24 protein-coding genes are annotated in these 20,787 nt (G+C 59.4%); 14 read left to right on the top strand and 10 right to left on the bottom strand.

Features of this window, described 5'->3' with window-relative positions; translation table 11 throughout:
* Positions 1–50 precede the first annotated feature (50 nt).
* A complete protein-coding gene (locus NW860_RS05160) occupies positions 51–806 on the top strand; it encodes a sensor histidine kinase (RefSeq protein WP_414512822.1) in 756 nt (251 codons plus the stop codon).
* 3 nt (positions 807–809) lie between these two features.
* On the opposite strand, the gene psb27 is transcribed toward NW860_RS05160, so the two are convergent.
* Entirely contained in the window at positions 810–1,211 is a 402-nt protein-coding gene (gene psb27, locus NW860_RS05155; protein ID WP_414410986.1) for a photosystem II protein Psb27, read from the bottom strand.
* A gap of 60 nt (positions 1,212–1,271) precedes the next feature.
* Between psb27 and NW860_RS05150 the strand changes: the two genes are divergently transcribed.
* Positions 1,272–2,012, top strand: coding sequence for an NnrU family protein (locus NW860_RS05150; RefSeq protein WP_414406048.1), 741 nt, complete (start codon positions 1,272–1,274; stop codon positions 2,010–2,012).
* Positions 1,963–2,436 carry a thioredoxin family protein gene (locus NW860_RS05145; RefSeq protein WP_414395615.1) on the top strand — a complete coding sequence of 158 codons (474 nt, stop codon included), beginning with the start codon at positions 1,963–1,965 and terminating at the stop codon, positions 2,434–2,436. Before NW860_RS05150 ends, NW860_RS05145 begins: the two co-directional genes overlap by 50 nt.
* Here the strand turns inward: NW860_RS05145 and NW860_RS05140 are convergent.
* The 6 genes from NW860_RS05140 to NW860_RS05115 all read right to left on the bottom strand — a co-directional run bounded on the left by NW860_RS05140 (position 2,376) and on the right by NW860_RS05115 (position 7,577).
* Positions 2,376–3,968 carry a hydantoinase B/oxoprolinase family protein gene (locus tag NW860_RS05140; protein WP_414411732.1) on the bottom strand — a complete coding sequence of 531 codons (1,593 nt, stop codon included), beginning with the start codon at positions 3,966–3,968 and terminating at the stop codon, positions 2,376–2,378. The two genes, NW860_RS05145 and NW860_RS05140, sit on opposite strands and share 61 nt — an antisense overlap.
* Complete coding sequence (locus NW860_RS05135; RefSeq protein ID WP_414512820.1) at positions 3,961–4,275, bottom strand: hypothetical protein; 315 nt, start codon at positions 4,273–4,275, stop codon at positions 3,961–3,963. The genes NW860_RS05140 and NW860_RS05135 overlap by 8 nt, the downstream gene beginning before the upstream one ends.
* Before the next feature lie 4 nt (positions 4,276–4,279).
* Positions 4,280–4,801, bottom strand: a complete 522-nt coding sequence (locus NW860_RS05130) for a PDZ domain-containing protein (RefSeq protein WP_414395609.1) — start codon at positions 4,799–4,801, stop codon at positions 4,280–4,282.
* 246 nt (positions 4,802–5,047) lie between these two features.
* Entirely contained in the window at positions 5,048–6,226 is a 1,179-nt protein-coding gene (gene sat, locus NW860_RS05125) for a sulfate adenylyltransferase (RefSeq protein WP_414395607.1), read from the bottom strand.
* A gap of 107 nt (positions 6,227–6,333) precedes the next feature.
* Complete coding sequence (locus NW860_RS05120; RefSeq protein WP_414406043.1) at positions 6,334–6,684, bottom strand: hypothetical protein; 351 nt, start codon at positions 6,682–6,684, stop codon at positions 6,334–6,336.
* Positions 6,685–6,794: 110 nt separating this feature from the next.
* Entirely contained in the window at positions 6,795–7,577 is a 783-nt protein-coding gene (locus tag NW860_RS05115) for a ParA family protein (RefSeq protein ID WP_414410983.1), read from the bottom strand.
* Positions 7,578–7,655: 78 nt separating this feature from the next.
* On the opposite strand from NW860_RS05115, the gene NW860_RS05110 reads away from it, so the two are divergent.
* From NW860_RS05110 to NW860_RS05095, 4 genes are all read left to right on the top strand, one after another.
* Positions 7,656–8,942 (top strand): glucose-1-phosphate adenylyltransferase, encoded by a 1,287-nt coding sequence (locus NW860_RS05110; RefSeq protein WP_414411735.1) that lies wholly within the window; start codon positions 7,656–7,658, stop codon positions 8,940–8,942.
* Between the two features lie 127 nt (positions 8,943–9,069).
* Positions 9,070–10,842, top strand: a complete 1,773-nt coding sequence (locus tag NW860_RS05105; RefSeq protein ID WP_414512816.1) for an ABC1 kinase family protein — start codon at positions 9,070–9,072, stop codon at positions 10,840–10,842.
* A gap of 38 nt (positions 10,843–10,880) precedes the next feature.
* Positions 10,881–11,255, top strand: coding sequence for a hypothetical protein (locus NW860_RS05100; RefSeq protein ID WP_414512814.1), 375 nt, complete (start codon positions 10,881–10,883; stop codon positions 11,253–11,255).
* Between the two features lie 116 nt (positions 11,256–11,371).
* Positions 11,372–11,698, top strand: coding sequence for a YggT family protein (locus NW860_RS05095; RefSeq protein ID WP_414406038.1), 327 nt, complete (start codon positions 11,372–11,374; stop codon positions 11,696–11,698).
* A 109-nt stretch (positions 11,699–11,807) separates the two neighbouring features.
* Here the strand turns inward: NW860_RS05095 and NW860_RS05090 are convergent, their stop codons facing one another.
* The gene (locus NW860_RS05090) at positions 11,808–12,380 is read right to left on the bottom strand and encodes a Uma2 family endonuclease (protein WP_414512812.1); all 573 of its coding nucleotides are present in this window, start codon (positions 12,378–12,380) and stop codon (positions 11,808–11,810) included.
* Positions 12,381–12,393: 13 nt separating this feature from the next.
* Entirely contained in the window at positions 12,394–12,966 is a 573-nt protein-coding gene (locus tag NW860_RS05085; protein WP_414512810.1) for a Uma2 family endonuclease, read from the bottom strand.
* 148 nt (positions 12,967–13,114) lie between these two features.
* Here NW860_RS05085 and upp point away from each other — a divergent pair, with 148 nt between their 5' ends.
* The 3 genes from upp (at position 13,115) to NW860_RS05070 (ending at position 14,884) form a co-directional block, all read left to right on the top strand.
* A complete protein-coding gene (gene upp, locus NW860_RS05080) occupies positions 13,115–13,798 on the top strand; it encodes a uracil phosphoribosyltransferase (RefSeq protein ID WP_414395589.1) in 684 nt (227 codons plus the stop codon).
* A 32-nt stretch (positions 13,799–13,830) separates the two neighbouring features.
* Positions 13,831–13,974 (top strand): hypothetical protein, encoded by a 144-nt coding sequence (locus NW860_RS05075; protein ID WP_414512808.1) that lies wholly within the window; start codon positions 13,831–13,833, stop codon positions 13,972–13,974.
* A 202-nt stretch (positions 13,975–14,176) separates the two neighbouring features.
* Positions 14,177–14,884, top strand: coding sequence for a tetratricopeptide repeat protein (locus NW860_RS05070; protein WP_414425240.1), 708 nt, complete (start codon positions 14,177–14,179; stop codon positions 14,882–14,884).
* A gap of 156 nt (positions 14,885–15,040) precedes the next feature.
* On the opposite strand, the gene NW860_RS05065 is transcribed toward NW860_RS05070, so the two are convergent.
* A complete protein-coding gene (locus NW860_RS05065; protein ID WP_414512806.1) occupies positions 15,041–15,775 on the bottom strand; it encodes a hypothetical protein in 735 nt (244 codons plus the stop codon).
* Here NW860_RS05065 and NW860_RS05060 point away from each other — a divergent pair.
* The 4 genes from NW860_RS05060 to NW860_RS05045 all read left to right on the top strand — a co-directional run bounded on the left by NW860_RS05060 (position 15,762) and on the right by NW860_RS05045 (position 20,716).
* Positions 15,762–15,920 carry a hypothetical protein gene (locus tag NW860_RS05060; RefSeq protein ID WP_414512804.1) on the top strand — a complete coding sequence of 53 codons (159 nt, stop codon included), beginning with the start codon at positions 15,762–15,764 and terminating at the stop codon, positions 15,918–15,920. The two genes, NW860_RS05065 and NW860_RS05060, sit on opposite strands and share 14 nt — an antisense overlap.
* 551 nt (positions 15,921–16,471) lie before the next feature.
* Complete coding sequence (locus NW860_RS05055; RefSeq protein WP_414406032.1) at positions 16,472–16,759, top strand: DUF2103 domain-containing protein; 288 nt, start codon at positions 16,472–16,474, stop codon at positions 16,757–16,759.
* A gap of 41 nt (positions 16,760–16,800) precedes the next feature.
* Positions 16,801–18,171, top strand: a complete 1,371-nt coding sequence (locus NW860_RS05050; RefSeq protein ID WP_414512802.1) for a TIGR03279 family radical SAM protein — start codon at positions 16,801–16,803, stop codon at positions 18,169–18,171.
* A 4-nt stretch (positions 18,172–18,175) separates the two neighbouring features.
* A complete protein-coding gene (locus NW860_RS05045; protein WP_414512800.1) occupies positions 18,176–20,716 on the top strand; it encodes a UPF0182 family protein in 2,541 nt (846 codons plus the stop codon).
* Positions 20,717–20,787 lie beyond the last annotated feature (71 nt).

Genomic DNA, 20,787 nt, shown 5'->3' with positions numbered 1-20,787 from the left:
CCAGAGAGGGGCCAAGAGCTGCTGCCGCCAATGACGGGTTGCCTTTCCAGTTGAGCAAAGCCTTGCCTGCCACTCCCCCCGATCCTCCCTCTTTCCCGCCTGCCCCTGCCGCAGACCAGGAGGGGATGGACTGGCAGTTTGCCTTTGAGCGCTCTGAGGTGATGCGCGCTTTTCAGCAGGAGCTTCTGGTGAGTATCGGCCACGAGCTGCGCAATCCCCTCAGCAGCCAGATGGGAGCCCTGCAGTTGGTGTTGTCCAACCTGTGCGACTCTCGAGAGGAGGAGCGAGAGTGCCTGCAGAGCGCCAAGGAGGCGGTGGAGCGCCTGCTCAAGCTGCTGGAAGAATACACTCGCCTGGCTCGCCACGACCTGCCCATTCAGCCGCTGCGGCCAAGGCCAACGCGCCTGCGTCCTCTTTTGCAAGAGATCCACAGCCTCACTCGGCTCCAGGCCCAGGATCGGGGCATCCGCTACGACTGGACCGCTCTTCAGTCCTCTTGGCTTCCCGACAGCCTCACTGTCTGGGCGGATCCCCATGGCTTGGTGCAGGCGCTGCTGGGCGTGTGTCGCTGGGGCATTCGCACCCTCTGCTACGGCTCAATGGCTCTGAGCGCCTATCCTGGCGGGGAGGAGCACTTCTGTCTGGAGTGGGACCTGGAAGGGCGGTGCTGCCTGCCCATCCAGCCACAAGACAGCGCCGCCTGGCGGGTTAGCGAGCGGCTCCTGAGGGAAATGGGAGGCCAGCTGGAGCTTTGGGAGAGCGGACTCCACCGCGTTGGCATTAGAGCAACGCTGCGCCTTGCCTAAAGCTTAACCCTCACGGCGCAAGGCCATCTCTGCCCGATCCAGTTGCATCAGCACCCGCTCTAGCTTTTCTGGCTCCAGCGGTCGATCCGAAGTGCGGTAGTGGGAGGCCACGGTGTTGAACACCGTGCGCAGGGTCGTGAAGGATGGCAACTTGTTGTAGCGAGGGCCATGGTAGCGCCCTACAAATTCTTGCATGGCCTCCATGACCTCCGCCCGCGCCTCCTCCGGCTTGAGGACAGGATCCCCCTCCAAGAGAGCCGTGCGCAGCGTTTGGATGATGGTCATGCTGTCTTCGTAATACTTGCCAGTGAGACGGGCTGCTTGCGCGCCTGGGATCGCCCAGCCCAGGATAAGGGCTATCGCCAGGAGCAGGCCGACAAGACGTAGGAAGAGAGTCTTCTGCATGGGGAGTCGAATGTAACTTATCTTTAAGCTAAGCATAGGTCACGGCAACCGCGAAAGAGGATGTCACCCCCCCTTTTTAGCCACTGGCTGCCAGGGCTGGCCCCCTACTGCTCCCATGCCATCATGCTGGGCATGATCTTGGGATTTGCCTGCGCCCACAGTGGACTAGCCTACTTGCGCCCCTGGGGAGAAGCGTGGCTGGGAGCGCGTCTGTACCGCCTTTTCTTTGTCCTGGTCAGTCTTAGCCTGGCGCCGCTGTTGCTCGTCTACTTTTCTAACCACTGCTACGACGGCGTAATCCTTTGGAATCTGCAGGCTGTTCCCGGGATCCACACTACCGTCGTCCTTTTGTCTGCGCTCTCGTTTTTCTTCCTGTATCCGGCCACCTTTAACGTGCTGGAGATTGTCGCCCTTCGCCAGCCGGAGATCCACTTGTTTACAACTGGGATCATCCGCCTCACCCGCCATCCCCAGCTAGTCGGTCAGCTCATCTGGTGTGTGGCCCATTCCCTGTGGATTGGCTCCAGTTTTATGCTGGTCACCTCGCTGGGGCTGGTGGCCTACCACCTATTTGCCGTTTGGCATGGGGATTACCGCCTGGAGCGCAAGTACGGCCACGCCTTCCGCGATCTCAAGGCCCGCACCTCCGTGATCCCCGGCTTAGCCATTCTGCAAGGGCGCCAGCAACTGTACCCACGTGAGTTTCTCCGCTGGGCCTATCTGGGGGTGTTGAGCTTTGTTGTGATTCTTTATGCTTTCCATCCGCAACTGGTTTCTGCAGCCAGCAGAGTTGCCTGGTAGCATGATCCCAAACAACTGCTTTAGTTTGGGAGCAATGATCTCGCCAGTTGCTTTAGAGGCTTTTAATCAAGAACTTTTGACAAGCGATGGGTTGGTGTTGTTAGAGTTTGGCGCGCCTTGGTGCGGTTTGTGTCGCTTCGTTCAACCGCTTATCGACCGCCTGGCCTCCGAAGGGGAGAGATCCGTTGAGGTGGTGCGGGTGAATGTGGATAACAATTTTTGGCTGCCGCGCCGCTATCGGGTGCGCTCGCTGCCGACCTTAATTTTGTTTGAGAAAGGTCAACAAGTGCAAAGGCTGGAGCACTTTACCAGCCGCGAGGATGTGCTCCGCCGCTGCGAGCAGTTGTTGCTTGCCCATCTGGGCTACCCAACCTCCCGCGCCTGCCCCTCGCTGGAGCCCCAGGCGCCGCCGCCAGGGGTATAGAGGGTCACCACATCGCCAGCTTTCAGGGGGCGGCTAATCTTGCTGGGCAGGGGTTCCCCATTGACAAGGTTGATCCCCACCTGGCCGGCTCCGCCGCCCTCTTCTCCTTGGGGGGCGTAGTAGCGGCGGTCGGTGAGAAGGGAAAGGGTGCAGTCTTGTAACACCTGGAGGGAGCGGATCAGCCCCCAGCCGCCCCGCTGCTGCCCAATGCCCCCAGAATCTTGGCGCAGCTCGTAGCGCAACACCCGCAGGGGATACTCCAGCTCTAGGGCTTCGATGGGGGTGTTGAGGGTATTGCTCAGGCCCACATGCACCCCATCCAGGCCTGGCCGCTGGCGACTGGCCCCTTGGCCGCCCCCCAGGGTTTCGTAGTAGGTAAAGTGGCGGTTGCCCAGGACACAGTTGTTCATGGTGCCCTGCCCTTGGGCCATGCTCCGCGATCCAGCCACCGGCGCCAGGGCTTTGAACACCACATCGGCAATGCGCTGCGAGGTTTCCACATTGCCGGCCACCACCGCCGCCGGAAATTGGGCGTTGACCAGGCAGCCGGGTGGGGCCACGATCTCGATGGGCTCCTCTAGCCCGGCATTGCTGGGAGCGGTGGGATCCAAAAGGCAGCGCAGGGCAAAGAGCACCGCCGAGCGGGTCACGGCCAGGGGGGCGTTTAGGTTGCCCGCCGTGGCTGGCGCCGTGCCGCTGAAGTCCACCCGCAACCTCTCCCCCTGCACTTCAATCTGCACTTGGATGCGGAGTGGCTTGGGCGGATCTCCCTCCCCTTCCAACCAATCTGCAGCCCTGTAGATCCCATCGGGCAGCGCGCGGATCTGGGCCTGCATCCGCCGCCGACTATAGGCAATCACTTCCGCAATGAGCTGCCAAGCCTCCTCCTCGCCAAAGCGGGCTAGCAGCTGGCGAAACCGGCTTGCCCCCACCACGTTGGCTCCCACTTGGGCCTGCAGGTCTCCGCGGCGCTGCTCAGGATTGCGCACATTGGCCAGAATAAGGCGCAGCAGATCTTCCTGCCAGCGCAACTCTCCTTCCAGAGAAAACCTGGCCAGCCGTACGGGTGGGATCACCAAACCCTCCTGCCAGATCTCGCTGGAATCAGCGGGCATGGAGCCGGGGCGCATCCCCCCGACGTCGGCATGGTGGGCGCGGTTTACCGCATAGGCACAGACCTGGCTGGGATCCCGCAGGCCGGGAATGGCCGCCACCACGGTGATATCCGGCAGATGGGATCCCCCTTGATAGGGATCGTTGAGGACAAACACCTCTCCCGGCTGGGGGCCAGCTGCCACCACTGCCTGCACGGCTTGGGAAAGAGCGCCTAGGTGAACCGGGATGTGGGCCGCCTGGGCAATACAAGCCCCCTGGGCGTCAAACAAAGCCGTGGAGCAATCCCGCCGTTCCTTGATGTTGGCAGAGTAGGAGCCGCGAATGAGACGTGCCCCCATCTCCTCAGCAATCCCGGCCAGAGCGTTGGCCATGACCTGCAAGCGGATGGGGTTGGGTAGGGAGGAGCAGCTATCCATAGAGCCTTTGTTGCAGCCAAAGCGCTAGCCGGCGGATCCCCTGCCAGAACTGGAGCCGGCGCCGCCAGCGGCCAAGGGTGGTGCGATTGGCTTGCAGGCGAGCCCGCAGGTGGAGAAGCTCAGCCGAGGTAAGGGCCAAAGCCGGCTTTGCTGCTCTTTGCCAGTTGTCCAGAGCCCGCTCCGTAACCCAAAGCGCTGTGCGCAAGCGCAAGATTGGGCGAACTAAAGCAAGCAGGCCAAGAGCCAGCAAGCCGTTGAGGCCGCAGACCACCCAGACCCTCTCTGCTAGGCCTACCTCAGCGGTCACCCGCTTACCGCTGCTGCAGCATCAGGGGGCGCAACACGCGGCCATCGCCCACCACCACCACTGTGGATAGAACCTGCCCGCCGCGCCGGAAGGTAATCGGTAGCCGCTGGCCCACAGGGGTGTTTTGGATGAGCTGCTGAACCTGCTGCACCGAGGTGACCCGCTGTCCGTCGACCCCGAGGAGAATGTCGCCCTGCGCCAGACCTGCTTGGTGGGCCGGTCCATTCTGGAGGAGGCCAACGACCCGTATCCCTTGCAGGCGAGGGGCAGGGCCAAACAGGCGGCGGCTAATGGCGCCTTGAGGTGCCTGTTCATCTACCGTTTCAATAGCCACCCCAATGAAGCCGTTACCTGCAAAGGAGGAGGCAGGCAACACTTCGAAGCTGTCAACCTCAACCGTGGGGCTGGAGAAGTTGTAGGCTTCAGCCCCAACCCAGTTACAGGGGTAGGCCAGAGCAGCCTCTGCCAGCAGGAGGGAGGCGGGCAGGGCGAGGGCAAGCCTGGAAAGAAGGGTTGATTTCTGCATAGGTTGACCCTGGAAACGGCAAAGAAAACACAGTTGCCTCCGCCGCGCGCTGGGGTCGAGCCACTAGCCCAGGGTAGGTAGCGGAAGGCTTAGGTGGGCAGCTTGCACCACCCTCCCCTCAGTGATAAACCCAAAATCGGCAACTGTCGATAGGCTAGGCCCTTGACCTCTGCAAAATCTGCCCCGTGCCTTCGAGCTCTCGGCTAGGTCTAGAATCCAGCGCCTGGGTGGTTTCCCACCAAGAGGCTAGGAGGAGCTGCGTTCTCGCATGGCCTCCACAAGGAGCTGGGCCACTTCGGGGCGGGAGAACTCCGGCGGCGGCACTTCGCCACGGCGCAGCATTTCCCGCACCTTGGTGCCCGAGAGGTGAATGCGCTGGTGGGGCTGGCTGGGACTGGTCTTGACCGTGGCCATGGTGCCCGTGACGGTGCAGTAGAAGGCGTGTTCAAACTTGAGGGGGATGATGCCCAGCTCCTCGGGCCGGAACTCGTCGAAAATGTGCTGGGCGTCATAGGGGCCGTAGTAGTTGCCTACCCCAGCGTGATCCCGGCCCACAATGAAATGGGTGCAGCCGTAGTTTTTGCGAACAAGGGCGTGGAAGATGGCTTCCCGCGGTCCTGCATAGCGCATGGCTGCAGGGTTAATGGCCAAGATCACCCGCTCTTTGGGGTAGTACTTTTCAATCAACACCTCATAGCAGCGCATGCGCACCTCGGCGGGAATGTCGTCGCTTTTGGTGGCTCCCACCAGCGGGTGGAGAAACAGGCCGTCCACAATTTCCAGAGCGCACTTCTGGATATACTCGTGGGCGCGATGGATGGGGTTGCGAGTCTGAAAACCGACAATCGTCTTCCACCCTCTCTCCCGAAACAGTTGCCGCGACTGAGCTGGATCAATCTGGTAGGCCGGAAAAAGGGGATGCGGATCCCGCTGCAGGAGCGTGACAGGGCCGGCTAGGTAAACGGATCCCTGTTCGTAGAGCACCTTCACCCCTGGGTGTTGTTCATCCGTAGTGCGGTAGACCTGCTGCGCCTCGCGGGTTTTGTCGTAGGTAAATTTCTCGGTCAGTTCCAACACGCCCAAAAGCTTGCCCTCAGCATTGGCTAGGGCCACGGTTTGCCCTTCCTTGAGCCCGGCAGCTATTTCCTCCGAAACTGGCAGCGTAATCGGCAGCGACCATGCCAGGCCGTTGGCCAAGTGCATTGTCTCCAAAACCGAATGGTAATCTTCCCGCCCCATAAAGCCCGTCAGCGGGCTGTAGCCCCCGATGGCAATCATCTCGAGATCCGATTGAGCCCGCTCGTCGAGGCGGATAACAGGGCAGTGTTGGGCCTTGGAGCGGAGCTCCTCCGCCTCCTCAGGCGAGGCAATGCGGTTAATTAGAGTACCTCCGTGGGGTGGAATGGCATCGCCAGAAACCGTCATCTTTGCCTGGGACGCAGTCATAGCGTAAAGACAGGGATCCCTAACCATACACCCCCCTTCCCCTGGGTGCAATACCCAACTGCTTGGGCAGGGGATCCCAGCGTGGCCTAGTCCAGCATGTAGGGGGGCATGTCTTCGTCGGTGGGGGATACATTGTCAAAGATAGGCCGATTGAGGATCTTCTTGGGTGCCTGCAGGGGGGAGGCAGAGGTTTGGGGCTTAACCGGCAGCGTGGCCTGCCCTTGGCGGCTTTGCAGTTCCTGGATGGTTTTGGCCCGCTCATCCGCCACTGCCTGGAGTTGGGCCAGTGCCTTTTGCAATTCGTCGCGGTGGGCTGTGACTTGCTCGAGTTGAGCCTGTAGGCTGGAGATTTTGTTTTGGTATTCCTGAAGCTGCCGTTGGGCCTCCGCCAACTGGCCTTTGAGGGCTTCGAGTTCCGACGTTTCTGCGGTAGACATTGCCGTTTCCTCACGTCCAGGGGTGGAGGGGGACTCTGACTTTACTTTGCGCCGGGCGGGGCGGCGGGGGGCTCCTCCCGCACGAGAAAACAAGCTACGCTCAGACCCAGTCACAGGAGCACCTCACGTTCAACAAACTGCAGCAGGCGCCCGCACACGGCCGCCCCAGGCCGATAGTCCATGACCGTCAGGCCATAATCGAAAGCTGTGCGCAAGTCGCTACTATCTGGAATGGTAACGGGTGAGAGCACATCCGCAAAAATCTGTTGCGCTTGCACGTACAACTGTCCAGTGTGAGATCCCGACCAAATGCCGCCGGGCAGGTAGCGGTCGTCCAACATGGTCAGGACAGCGCGGGCCTGGCTCAGCTCGCCCTTGAGGGTCTCGATATAGCGCAGGGTCTCTTCTGTGCAGGAGAAGTCGGCGCGGTTGAGCCGTGTCGGGATCAACACTCGCTGGGCTGCCCGCAAAGCATTGGCGGTGAGGGCATTCAGCTCCCCTGGCGTGTCGAGAAAGATAAAGTCGTACTCCGACAGCAAGGGATCCAGTTGACGCTGGAGGAGGTTTTGGCCCGCCTCCCCGGAAGCCGCTAGCTGGGCTGCCACTTCGGCCATGGTGCGGTGGGAGGGCGCCACATCCACTCCCTTGTCGGTGCAATAGATGACTTCCTCCAGAGGCCGCTGGTGGTGAGGGTGGAGGCTAGCCCAAACGGTCTCCTCCGGGGGAAGGGATCCGGCCTCTTCGAGGTAAAAGCTGCTGGCGGTGGTTTGGGAGGTGAGATCGACTAGCAGAACGGCATGGCCCCGCTGGGCCGTCAACTGGGCCGCGTGGACGCAGAGGGTGGACTTGCCAGTGCCGCCCTTGTTGTTGGTAAAGGCCAGGATGCGTGCCATCAGCTTCCCCAGGGCCGTTGCAGCCGCTTCCCCTCGCCGCGGTCTATGCTATTGGGTGTAACCTGGTGGAGAACCACCATGCGCGATGTACTGGCAATTATCCTAGGCGGTGGGCGGGGCACCCGCCTCTATCCTCTAACCAAGCGCCGCGCCAAGCCGGCTGTACCTCTAGCAGGCAAGTATCGCCTTATCGACGTTCCGGTTAGCAACTGTATCAATTCCGATATCGATAAGATCTACGTCCTCACGCAGTTCAACTCCGCCTCGCTAAACCGCCACATCATCAATACCTACCGCATGTCTCCCTTCACCGGCGGCTTTGTAGATATCCTAGCGGCCCAGCAAACCCCTGATAACCCCGACTGGTTCCAGGGCACGGCTGACGCCGTTCGCCAATATCTCTGGCTGATGGACTCGTGGAAGCCGCGTGACTTCCTCATCCTCTCCGGGGATCACCTCTACCGCATGGACTACCGCCCCTTTATTCACTATCACCGGCAAACTGGAGCGGATGTGACGCTGGCGGTGCTCCCCTGTGAAGAAAAAGTGGCCTCCAGCTTTGGCTTGCTCAAGATTGACGCCGAGGGGCGCGTGATCGATTTCAAGGAAAAGCCGCAAGGGGAGCTGCTAGAAGCCTGCCGAGTCGATACCCAAGTCCTCGGCCTCAGCCCAGAAGAGGCGAAAGCCAAGCCTTACATCGCTTCTATGGGCATTTATGTGTTCAAGCGGGAAGCTTTGATCGAGATGCTGCAGGTGAAGGAGCACACCGACTTCGGCAAAGAAGTGCTGCCGGCAGCCATCGGCAAGTACCACCTGCAGGCCTACCCCTTCAAGGGCTACTGGGAGGACATCGGCACCATCGAGGCCTTCTATCGGGCCAACCTGGCCTTGGTGCAGCAGCCCAACCCGCCCTTCAGCTTCTTCGACAGGGACATGCCCATCTACACCCGCCCGCGCTTTTTGCCTCCCAACAAGATCCTCGACTCCCACATTGTCAACTCCATGATTGCCGACGGCTGCATCATCAAAAACGCCCAAATTCGCAACTCCATCATCGGCATTCGCAGCCGCATAGAGGCCAATGCCGTTATCGAAAACACCCTGGTCATGGGGGCCGACTACTACGAGTCGGCAGAAGAGCGGCAGGCCAAGCTGGAGGCCGGGATCCCGCCGGTGGGCATCGGGCCCAACTCCCACATTGCTAACGCCATTGTGGACAAGAACGCCCGCATCGGCCGCAACGTCCGCATCATCAACAAAGATCACGTCACCGAAGCCCAGCGGGAAGAGGAAGGAATCTGGATTAGCAACGGCATTGTCACCATCATCAAGGACTCGGTGATCCCGGACAACACCGTCATCTAAGCAAGGTCGTGGCTGCAGCGGGCCGAAGCTAAAGGAGGTGCTGTTAAAGAAAGTGAAGAAAAATCAGGTAACTTTTGCCATTACGATAGGTATTGCTCGTTTAAGACGACGGTGAGATCCCTGGAGCGTGCCTAACCAGATTGTCTCTGTTGCTGACCTAGAAGTTTACGATCCGCAGGTTATTGCCCGTTACTACCGCTGGCGTCTGCCCCAAGTGGTGGCGCGGGCACTGGCCATCCTTGGCCCTCTCTTGTGGTTTGTTCTCTGCCTGCGCTGGGATCAGCTTTGGGGGCAGGGCAATCGCAAGGTGCCCCAGCGTGCGGCGCAGCTGCGCAAACTGCTCACCGACCTGGGGCCGACGTTCATCAAGGTAGGGCAGGCCCTCTCCACCCGGCCCGACTTGGTGCGCAAAGACTACTTGGAGGAGCTGACCAAGCTGCAGGATCAACTGCCCAGCTTTCCTTCAGAGGAGGCGTTTGCCTGCATTGAGGCGGAGCTGGGCCGTCCAATTGCCGAGATTTACGCCCAGATCTCGCCCGAGCCGGTGGCTGCGGCCAGCCTGGGCCAGGTTTACAAGGCGCAGTTGCACAGCGGCGAATGGGTAGCGGTCAAGGTGCAGCGGCCTCACCTGCGGGAGCGGCTGAGCCTGGATCTCTACCTCATCCGCTGGGCCTCCACCTGGCTGGGCCCTTGGTTGCCCCTCAACCTGGGCAACACCTTGACAGCAGTGGTAGACGAGTTTGGCCGCAAGCTCTTTGAGGAGATTGACTACCTCCAGGAAGGACGGAACTGCGAGCGCTTTGCCGAATACTTTCGCGACGATCCCGATGTGTATGTGCCGCGCATCTTCTGGGCCTACAGCACCCGCCGCGTGTTGACCCTGGAGTGGATTGACGGCATCAAGCTCACCGATGTGGAGCGCATTCGGGCCGCCAACTTGGAGGTGAAACGATTGGTGCGCATCGGTGTGGTAGCCGGCCTAAAGCAGTTGCTGGAATACGGCTTTTTCCACGCCGATCCCCACCCGGGCAACCTGTTTGCCCTGCCGGATGGCCGCCTGGCCTACATCGACTTCGGCATGATGGACCAGCTCACCGACCAGATGAAGGAGTACCTGGTGGATGCGCTGGTCCACCTGGTGGATCGCGACTACAACGCCCTGATTGACGATTTCATTCACCTGGGCTTTTTACAGCCGGATGTAGATCGGCAAGAGCTGCTCCCTGCTCTAGAAACGGTGTTGGCGGATGTGCTGAGGCAGGAGGTGGCTAACTTCAACTTCAAAACCGCCACCGACCAGTTCTCCGATTTGATGTACCGCTACCCCTTCCAGGTGCCCTCCCACTTTGCCTTGGTGATCCGCTCTTTGGTTACCCAGGAGGGGGTGGCCCTCAGTCTCTATCCGCAGTTTCGCATCGTCGGCGTGGCCTATCCCTACGTGGCCAAGCGCCTGCTGACCGATGAATCCCCTCGTATTCGCCAGCGGCTGTTGCAAGTGCTGATTAAGGATGGCAAGTTCCGCTGGAACCGCCTGGAGAACTTGCTTCAAGTTGCCTGCAGCGATGGTGGGCTGGATTGGATCCCTGCTGCCCGCATGGGCTTGCGCTATCTCATGTCGGAGGAAGCACGGGAGCTGCGCCGCCAGCTAATCCTCTCGCTTACAGAAGATGATCGCCTGCACTTCGAGGAGTTGCAGCGGCTGTGGCGGGTAGTCAGCCCTGACTTGTCACTAGCTCACCTTTGGCAAGCGGCTCTGGCCTCCTTGCCCTTGACCAACAGACTGGAGGCCATCTTGGCCGGGTTGAGGGAGCAGGTGCAAGATTACCTGGAAAATTTGAGCCAATGGCGACTCCCCCAGCTCTGGCCTCGTTTGCTGGCAGGGGCGGGGCAAGAGAGCTAGAACGAAAGAAGGGAGACTCAATTGACTGGGACGCAAGCGTGGCAGATCGGCAGAGTGATTTCATTGCTGGTGTGGTAACGGGGGCTGTGGTGGGAGGGATCCTCGGCGGGATCGTTGGGCTTGTGCTCGCCCCCAAGCTAGGTAAGGAATCCGCTGAAGGTCAAGGCCGGGATCCCAAGCGCCTCGACGGCACCGCCACTAGCCCTGAATGCCCCCGCTCTCGAGGGCTGGGGAAAGCAACGGAGTCCAGCTTGAGGAGCTGGAGGGAGTGGGAGCAGGAGGCAGAACGGATTGCCCAGGTTCGCCGCACCCTCGAAGCCAAAATTGCCGAGCTCAACGAGGCCATTCAGGCCACGCGGGCCCAATTGCTCATCAAGGAAACCTCCTCCCGAGCTGTGGAGGAAAAGTCTTGAGCAAAGGATCCCTGCCCATGCCAAACTAGAGGCGGCAGAGGTTCTGCCGGCGCTACCCTAAGCCGACTGCTCTGCCGATAAGCTGTGGATGAGTCCTTTCCCCCTTTTCCAGTCATATGCTTAGCCACGTGTTGTCCTCTCTTGCTGGCCTAGACGACCTCCCTCTGGGGTTGGTCTACAGCGGTGCAGTCTCTTTGCTGTTTCGCTCCCTTTACCAGTTCATCGTCATCTACAACGCCCTGCTGATCGTGCGGATTTTGCTAAGCTGGTTCCCGCAACTGAACTGGTCTAACCCTATCCTGTCGGTGCTTAGCCAGCTTACGGATCCCTATCTCAACCTCTTCCGCGGCATTATTCCCCCCATCGGCGGCTTGGACTTCTCCCCCTGGTTGGCCTTCCTCTTGCTGAGTTTTGCCCTACAGGTGGTGGGCCAGTTTGCCTAGTTGCTGGGCCAGCAAGGCGCTGGGCTTTCTCGGGCTCATCCAGTTCTTGCATTTCCCGCCCGATAGGGGCCAGCACGCTCGGGGTTGCGGACGCCCATGGGCAGGCCAGTCATTCCCAGATTAAGGTGAGATCGGCAACGAAGCCGGGGAGGACGGGATCTCCTTCCAGGCAGGTGGGCCGCTCTAGAACCTGGACAGGCTGGCCTGGACGGTAGACGTAGACCCTTTGGCTTTCCGGGTCAATCAGCCAGCCCAGTTGGGAGCCGTTTTCGAGGTACTCCTGCAGCTTGGCCTGCAAAGTGGCCAGGTCATCACTCGGGGAGCGCAGTTCCAGGACAAAGTCTGGACAAAGGGGTGCAAAGCGGCGCCGCTGCTCTGGAGTCAGCTGCTGCCAGCGCTCCCTGGCAACCCAGGCGGCATCAGGAGAGCGAATGGCCCCGTTGGGCAGGGCAAAACCCGTGGAAGAGTCGAATACAAGTCCCAAGTTTGTGCGTCGGTTCCACTGCCAGAGCTGGCCCAGCAGGTCGGCACTGCGAAGTCCGCTCTCACTGCCGACGGGGGCCATGGCCACTAGCTCCCCTTGGGCAGTGCGCTCCAAGCGCAGCTCAGGATTCTGCCGACAGAGCTGTTCAAAAACTTCATCCGTCAACTCCAGGCTGGGTCGCAGGTTAAGGGCAATCATAAGCGGTTAGGAACTATTCCCAGACGAGGTTGAGATCGGCAACGAAGCCGGGGAGGACGGGATCCCCTTCTAGGGAGGTGGGCCGCTCTAGAACCTGGACAGGCTGGCCTGGACGGTAGACGTAGACCCTTTGGCTTTCCGGGTCAATCAGCCAGCCCAGTTGGGAGCCGTTTTCGAGGTACTCCTGCAGCTTGGCCTGCAAAGTGGCCAGGTCATCACTCGGGGAGCGCAGTTCCAGGACAAAGTCTGGACAAAGGGGTGCAAAGCGGCGCCGCTGCTCTGGAGTCAGCTGCTGCCAGCGCTCCCTGGCAACCCAGGCGGCATCAGGAGAGCGAATGGCCCCGTTGGGCAGGGCAAAACCCGTGGAAGAGTCGAATACAAGTCCCAAGTTTGTGCGTCGGTTCCACTGCCAGAGCTGGCCCAGCAGGTCGGCACTGCGAAGTCCGCTCTCACTGCCGACGGGGGCCATGGCCACTAGCTCCCCTTGGGCAGTGCGCTCCAAGCGCAGCTCAGGATTTTGCCGGCAGAGCTGTTCAAAAACTTCATCCGTCAACTCCAGGCTGGGCCGCAAGTTGAGGGAGATCATCCCGTCCCACTGGCGCGAACAGAAGACTGGAGGAGGCGCTGGCGCTATTGTAACTAAACGCGGCGAGGAAGCCAGAGGAAAAGCTGGCAGCTAGGGAACGGCGGGGAAGGCTAAGAAGAAGGCTTGCCTCCTACCCCTGCAAGCCGCTATGCTACCGCCCAGGTTGAGGCATCCTCCGGTGGCAAGTCAGCAACTGCGGGTTTACGTCCCTCCCCATCCCCTCATCAAGCACTGGCTAGCCGTGGCCCGCGATAGGGAGACCCCCATGCCTCTTTTTCGCACGGCTTTGGTGGAGTTAGGCCGCTGGCTGACCTACGAGGCGATGCGGGAGTGGATCCCGACCCAAGCGGTGCAGGTGCAAACTCCTCTGGAAGCTGCGGCAGCAGAAGTTATCGCCCCCAACACGCCGCTAGCCATCGTGCCCATTTTGCGGGCTGGCCTGGCCATGCTGGAAGGCTGTCAGGCCCTCTTGCCCCAAGCACGGATTTTTCATGTGGGCTTGGTGCGGGACGAGGAGACGCTGCAGGTGAGTTGTTACCTCAACCGCCTGCCGGAGCGGATTCCAGATCAGATGCGCATTCTCATCCCTGAGCCAATGTTGGCCACGGGGGGTACCTTGCTGTGGGTTTTGGATGAGCTGAAAAAACGGGGAGCGGATCCCAGCTTGGTGAGGATTGTCAGCGTCTTGGCCGCGCCGCCAGGGCTGCAGCGACTGGGATCCCATTACCCAATGGTGCAAGTTTTCTGCGCCATGATCGACGAGCGGCTAAACGACCGGGGGTTTATCCTGCCCGGGCTAGGGGATGCTGGGGATCGCGCTTTTGGCACTTGAGTTCCGTTGCTGCTTGCCCAAGAGATTGGGATTTGGGGACTGAACAGCCCCGGCGTTGGCAGCGGCCACGGGGATCCCTTGGTGAAGAACCAGAACGGGCGCAACAGCGTGAGTACAGCGAGATTTTTAGCTATTTCGGGGATCTAGCCACCCTAAAGGCAGCCCTTGCCCACTAGGAAGCCCCAGCCAGCCCTTCGCACTGGTATCTCAATCTGGCCTTTTTCGCTGGATCGAGTGGAAAGTCGTGCTTCCCAGTCCAATTGCGGATAGTCTCTGGAGTGAGGCCGTTGCCTCGGTGGGCCCGGGATCCAGTTCGCTTCCTTTCCCGGCCGTGAGGGGTGGAACCAGTGGTGTTGAGGTGGCTGGAGGAAACCGATCATGGTGAGGAATAAGCAACAAACCGGTGGACAGGCTGCTCCCTGGGGCCTGAGTTCAGTAGTATGCCTGCTGGGTTTGGCGGTGGGCCTGCCTGCCTATGCGCAGCCGCCTATGAATTTGCTCACCGGCGAGCCAACAGTGGCCCAACTCAAGGAAGATGCAGCTCGTTACCTGCAGATGGGCTTTTACACCTTAGCCATCAACGCCTACCGGGCCGCCCTTGAACTAGAAGACAAAGCCCAAGTGCTTCCCAGGGAGCGGGATCCTGACGTGCCCTTTAACCTCGGCTTGATCTACGCCCGCCAAGGCAAGCTGGCAGAGGCGCGAGCCGCCTTCCAACGCTCAGTGGAGGTGGATCCCACTAGCTTTAAGGCCCGCTACCAGTTGGCGCTGGTGGATCTTAAGTTAGGGAACCTGGTGGCGGCCAAGGAGCAGCTTACCCTCTTGGCCCATGCTGCCCGCAGCAACCCCGAAACCTACAGCCACATTCAATCCCTGCTGGCCCCCTTGGAGTCGATCCCTCTGCCTGGCCAACAGACCAACGACCTCCCCTCTCCTCTAGCCGTCGATTCGGAAGCAGGCAAACTTTCGCCCGAGCCCGAGAAAAACAAAACAGCTCCTCTGCCGGTAGCAACCCCAGAAAAGCAGTCGGAAGAGGAGAAGCCTCTTTCTGCCCTGCAGCGGCTGCGCCGGGAGGAGAGGGACTAGATCCCTTTCTGTCAGCAAGCGGTTGGGGACAGACAGCTACGGCCTGGGAAGAAGAGCCAGCCATACTCAGAGAGCTGTTGGGACGGCAGCTTTCTCCAGTGTGGCTGATACTTAGGACGGGGTTAAAGCAGCAATAGAATCCCCCTGGCATTGATCCTAGGCCGGCAGGAGGAGCAAAATCTTGGAGTCCTGATCCTCAGACGAGCTTTTTGGCGGCAAAACCAGATCTTGCCATTCCCGGAAGCCAAGGCCAAGCCGAACCATTTCATTGATTTCGTGTCTGTAGCCTTCCAATCTTCTGTGCAATTCAATCATGGACTGGGCAGCCGCTATAACTTGATTAGCTCGAGACATCAAACCGAGGATGACTTCTCTCCGAGCGCCAGTGTTCCACGGCATGCGATCCCATAACGTCCATTCTACTCCAACCAAAGATGGGGCAACGAGGGCAAGGATAGCATTCCTAGATCTTAGCGGTATGCTATCAGTCCAGGATTCGATGCTACATGTGTTGAAAATAGCCGTGCGTATATGTTCATCAAACAGCTTATCTACATTTGACTCAGCCGTTACATACCTAAGAATTTCCAAAATGCTTGACAGTCTAACTCCTTGACAGGCACTGTGAAGATATCCTGAAGGATCTTCAAAAAGAAGCTTGACGTACTTCCTAATACGAGGTTTCAGAATCTCCTCGGCCTCAGCCAAGCGCTTAAGAGCTATCTCGTGCTCTTCAAGCTCTAAGTAACACTTAGTCTCTGTAACATAGACTAAAGATAGGATTAAGATGTACTCACGGGACAAAATACAGTTACCTTCATTCCAGTCAGAATTCCAAGCAGCTTGATAATAGTGCTCAGCCTCAAGTAAGGGTTGGATGACCTCGCTCACCAGCCGCCTCCTGCTGGAAGAAGAAGACATCTTTAGAGCTATCTCTGCAACTTCAATCGCAGACTTAGTTTTAGCAAAGATCGATCTGTCTATTTTGTTCTTGATTTATTTCAGAGATGGAAGCCTGAAGATTTTGGATCCGTGAACCAATTTGATTAAGCTTGGAGATGACGACTGCAAAGCCTATGGCAGACAAACCCAAGTTAGCTAGACCAAGAGCGGTGTTGAATTGAGTCAAGCCTAAGATGGTATTCAGTGTATTCCCGATATCGATTAATTTTAGGTTAATTTGTCCCAACTGAATGTTGGCAATAATCCCGTTGACAATGTCCAACCCGGGAATTCATTTACCAATGCTATCTGCAAGTGTCAGGCCTCCAGTTTCTCTCAGCCAGGCTACCACCCGCTTAGAAGCCACTTCTCTCACAACACCGCCTATGCGCTCATAGGTGCCATCTTGCAGGCCTTTCAGGATGGCTTCGGGAATGTCTAGTGTCTAGGATGACTTGCTCAGCAACCATAAATCAGCAGCTCCTGGTCCTTGGGGCCATCAGACTAGCACCGAGAAAACCTTCTGAAAGTACTTGTACTTAAAGGTTTGCTAAAGCTTGAGGGAGGCCAGTCTCTTTGTTCTCAGTCGCAAAGGCGAGAGCCTATCATGGAAGTCTAGCCTCTCCTTACCGTTAGTCTGCCACTATGTCTGAGCCTTCTGGTCGCTTAGTTTGGAACCATTCCACTCATATCTCTGGCTTGATCCCTGTTCTGGAGCGCTTAACCCGACAACCCGGCATTAAAACTGTAACGCCAGGTGCCTTATCTTGCGCTCGCGGGCGGATCCCGCAGTTGCAGTTGCGGGTTTCTGTGCCCATTCGAGGTGGGTACAAGTTAGTTGCCCGCAAAGGCAGCAGCGTGCAGGAGGTCTTTGTGGTTACCGACCTCAGCCAGTCGGAGCTGGAAGCAGCGATTCGCCGCTGTTTAGAGTAGGTTTGAGTTTCTTGACGACGCAGCCCCGCCTTGGGCGCGCTATGTCCCGCGCTAGCGTCAAGCCCGCCCGTATCAGCGCCGTCCTGCCTGGATCCCTAGCGGCAAAGGCAGGCATTCAACCGGGGGAGGCGCTGTTGAGCATCAATGGCGAGCGGCCCCGCGACCTCATTGACTATCGCTTCCTCATTGCCGAGGAATATCTCTGCCTGGAGATCCTGGACAGCCAAGGGATCCGGCGCACGGTTGAGCTGGAAAAAGACGTTGACGAGGATCTGGGGCTGGAGTTTGAGACGGCTTTGTTCGATGGCCTCATCCAATGCACCAACGCCTGCCCCTTTTGCTTTATCGACCAACAGCCCCCTGAAATGCGGGCAACGCTGCACCTTAAAGACGACGACTACCGCCTCAGCTTTCTCTACGGCAGCTACCTCACCCTCACCAACTTGACCGCTGCCGAGTGGGAGCGCATCGCCCGCCTGCGCCTTTCTCCTCTTTATGTGTCGGTACATGCCACCGACCCAGAGCTGCGCAGCCGCCTGCTCAAAAACCCGCGCGCCGGCCTCATCTTGGAGCAGTTGGCCTGGTTTCGCCAACACCGCCTGCAACTGCATGCCCAGGTGGTGGTCTGCCCGGGCTGGAACGATGGGGAGCACCTCACCCGCACGCTCTTGGATCTGGCCGCTTTTCGCCAACCTGTCGAAGGGATCCCAACCGTCCTCTCGGCGGCGGTGGTGCCAGTGGGGCTGACCCGCTTTCGCCCCCCCAATGATGAGCTGATCCCGGTGGATGCTGCCAAGGCGGCGGAGGTGATCGATCAGGTGGAAGCGCTACAGGCGCAGTTTCGGCAAGAGTTGGGATCCACCTTTGCCTGGCTAGCTGATGAGTGGTATCTGCTGGCGGGTCGGGAATTGCCGCCGGAAAAGCACTACGAAGATTACCCCCAACTGGGCAACGGGGTGGGATCCCTGCGGCTTTTTCTCAGCCAATTCGAGCAGCTCAAACTGCCGCTGGAGATCCCTGCTCCTCTCAAATTGCTTTGGGTGGTGGGCAATGCGGTGGAGCGAGCCTTCCAGCCTGTGGTAGAGCGGATGAACCGCATCCGCAGGTTGCAGTTACATCTTTTGCCCCTTGCCAGCCAATTCTGGGGACAAACCCTGACGGTAACCGGTCTGCTGACAGGGCAGGACATCCTCAACGCTTTGAAATCGGTTGAGAACCTGGCAAGTTACGACGGCCTGCTTCTGCCCCAGATTACCCTCAAGGATGGGGAGCGCTTCCTAGATGACCTCACCTGGCAAGACCTGCAAGCCCAGGCTGGGATCCCGGTGGTGCGGGTGGATGGTGGTCCAGCGGGCTTGTTGGAGGCGGTGCAGCAGCTAGGATCGAGGGCAAGTTTGGACAGGACGCCATGAGGCCATGCAATGGCTGCGGCAAGGCGTGCTCCTGCTGCTCTGGGCGGGGCTAGGGATTCTGGCCATTACGGCCTTGGCCTCTTTCTACGTCGATCTGGCCTGGTTTGCCGAACTAAACGCCCTGCCAGTACTCTGGACACGGGTATTTGCCCGCTGGGGGCTGGGCCTAGGCGCCTTTGTCTTTGCCCTGGCAGTGGTAGGAGTCAACATCCGCGCCTGCTGGCGGGGAACAAACCCAGCCTGGGCCTGGGCCATTGCGTTGGGCCTGAGCGGCTGCTTGGCCTGGTTTCTTTCCCAGCACTGGTTTACGCTGCTGCTTTGGCTGCACCAAGTGCCTGTGGGGGAGTCGGATCCAATCTTTAACCGCGATCTGGGCTTTTTTCTTTTCAGCTTGCCCTTTTGGGAGAAGCTCCAGCACTGGTGCTTCAACCTGGTGCTATTGACCTTGGTTGCCGTTGCTCTCATCTACTTTGTGGAGCTGGGACTCTCGGAACAGCGGCTGACGCTGGCCCTTTCCCTGTTTGCCCAGCGGCACTTGCTCATCCTGGGGGGAGCTCTGTTTCTGCTTCGGGCCTGGGGCCATTGGCTGGAGCGCTACAAGTTACTCTACTCCACCCGCGGCGTGGTTTTTGGAGCCGGCTTTACCGATGTGCACGCCACTTTGCCAGCTACCACTTTGATGAGTGGGGTAGCTTTTCTAACTGCCCTTGGCTTCTGGGCCTTGGCCCGCCAAGGGATCCGCCTCAACCTTCCCTTGTTCAAATCCTGGTGCCCCCCCTGGGCCAGCTCCCTACTGGCGCCAGCTCTGCTGTGGGGAGCCTACCTGGGGTTTGGGTTACTGACTACCCGGCTTTACCCCCACTTGGTGCAGACCTTCTTGGTTACCCCCAACGAGCTGGAGCTGGAACGCCCCTACCTCGAGCACAACATCCGTTTTACCCGCGCCGGCTTTGGCTTAACCCAGGTGGAGGTCAAGCCCTTCCCGGACGAGGGATCCCTTACCTGGGAGATCCTGCAGCAAAATCAATCTACCCTGAGCAACGTGCGCCTTTGGGATGCGGAGCCCTTGTTGGCCACCTACCGCCAGCTCCAGGAGATCCGCCCCTACTACCAGTTTCCCTATGTGGATGTGGATCGCTACCGCATAGGGGGAGAGCTGCGCCAAGTCATGCATGCAGCACGCGAGCTGGACTTTGCCCAGGTACCCCCCGCGGCCCAAACTTGGGTTAACCGGCGCTTTTTCTACACCCACGGCTATGGCCTCACCCTCAGCCCAGTTAACGTGGTTACTCCGGAGGGGCTGCCAGACTTTTTTCTAGCGGATATCCCACCGCGGATTTCCCCGCGCTACCCGGAGGTAGCGGAGGTGCTGCAGGTGGATCAGCCGGCCCTCTACTACGGCGAGCTAACCACCACTGAGGTGTTTGTCGGCGCAGAGGCAAGGGAGCTGGACTACCCTGCTGCCGACCACTACGTCTACAGCAGCTACCGCGGCACAGGGGGTGTCCCCATTCCTCACCTTTGGCAGCGCTTTCTCTATGCCTGGCACTTCCGGGATCTGCGCATTCTCCTCAGCCGTGAGCTTTCCCCCAACACCCGCTTTCTCTACCGCCGCCAAATCCGCGAGCGGGTGCGCCAGGTGATGCCCTTTTTGCTCTACGACCAGGATCCCTACCTGGTGATTCAAGGCGGTAAGCTCTACTGGTTTTTCGACGCCTACACCACCAGCAGCCACTACCCCTACTCCGAGTACCTGCCTGACTTTCCCTTCAACTACATCCGCAACTCCGTCAAGGCGGTGCTGGATGCCTACAACGGCAGCATCAACTGGTACATAGCTGACCCTCAGGATCCTCTCATCCAAGCCTACGCCCGCATCTACCCCACGCTGTTCAAGCCCCTGGAGGCCATGCCGGAGCCGCTGCGGCAGCACCTCCGCTACCCCCAGGATCTCTTCCGACTGCAGGCCCAGCAATTTGCCACCTACCACATGACGGATCCCCGCCTTTTCTACAACCGGGAAGACCAGTGGCAGATCCCCAACCAATTCCGCAAGGGACGGCGCCTCCCTATGCAGCCCCAGTACCTCATCCTCACCTTGCCGGAGGAGCGGCAGAAGGGATCCCCCAACGAACCTGAGTTTGTCTTGCTCTCTCCCTTCACCCCCCTCAACAAGCAAAACATGGTGGCTTGGATGGCCGCCCGCTGCGATGGGGAAAACTACGGCAAGTTGCTGGTGTATGAGTTCTCCAAGCAGCGTCTCATCTACGGCCCGGAGCAGGTGGAGGCGCGGGTGAACCAGGATCCCGCCATTTCCGAGCAAATTGCCCTCTGGAATGAACATGGGTCGCGGGTTAACCTGGGTACCCTGCTGGTTATCCCCATCGAGACCTCCCTTCTCTATGTCCAGCCTCTCTACCTGGAGGCGGAACAGAGCCGCCTGCCTCAGCTTACCCGGGTCATCGCCGCCTACGAAGACCGGGTGGTCATGGAGCCAACCCTCGCCCAGGCTCTAGAAGCCCTCTTCTCCCCCACTCTCCGCTAAGCCAGGATTTGCTGAGGGAGAGTTGACAGAACTTAACGGTTGGATTAAGGTTAGGTTGTCCATCTTCGCAC

This window comes from Synechococcus sp. F70.1 (genome assembly GCF_047502745.1).
Classification (GTDB): domain Bacteria; phylum Cyanobacteriota; class Cyanobacteriia; order Thermostichales; family Thermostichaceae; genus Thermostichus.
The sequence above is the reverse complement of the archived record's forward strand: the minus strand, read 5'-3'. Positions and strand labels throughout refer to the sequence as shown.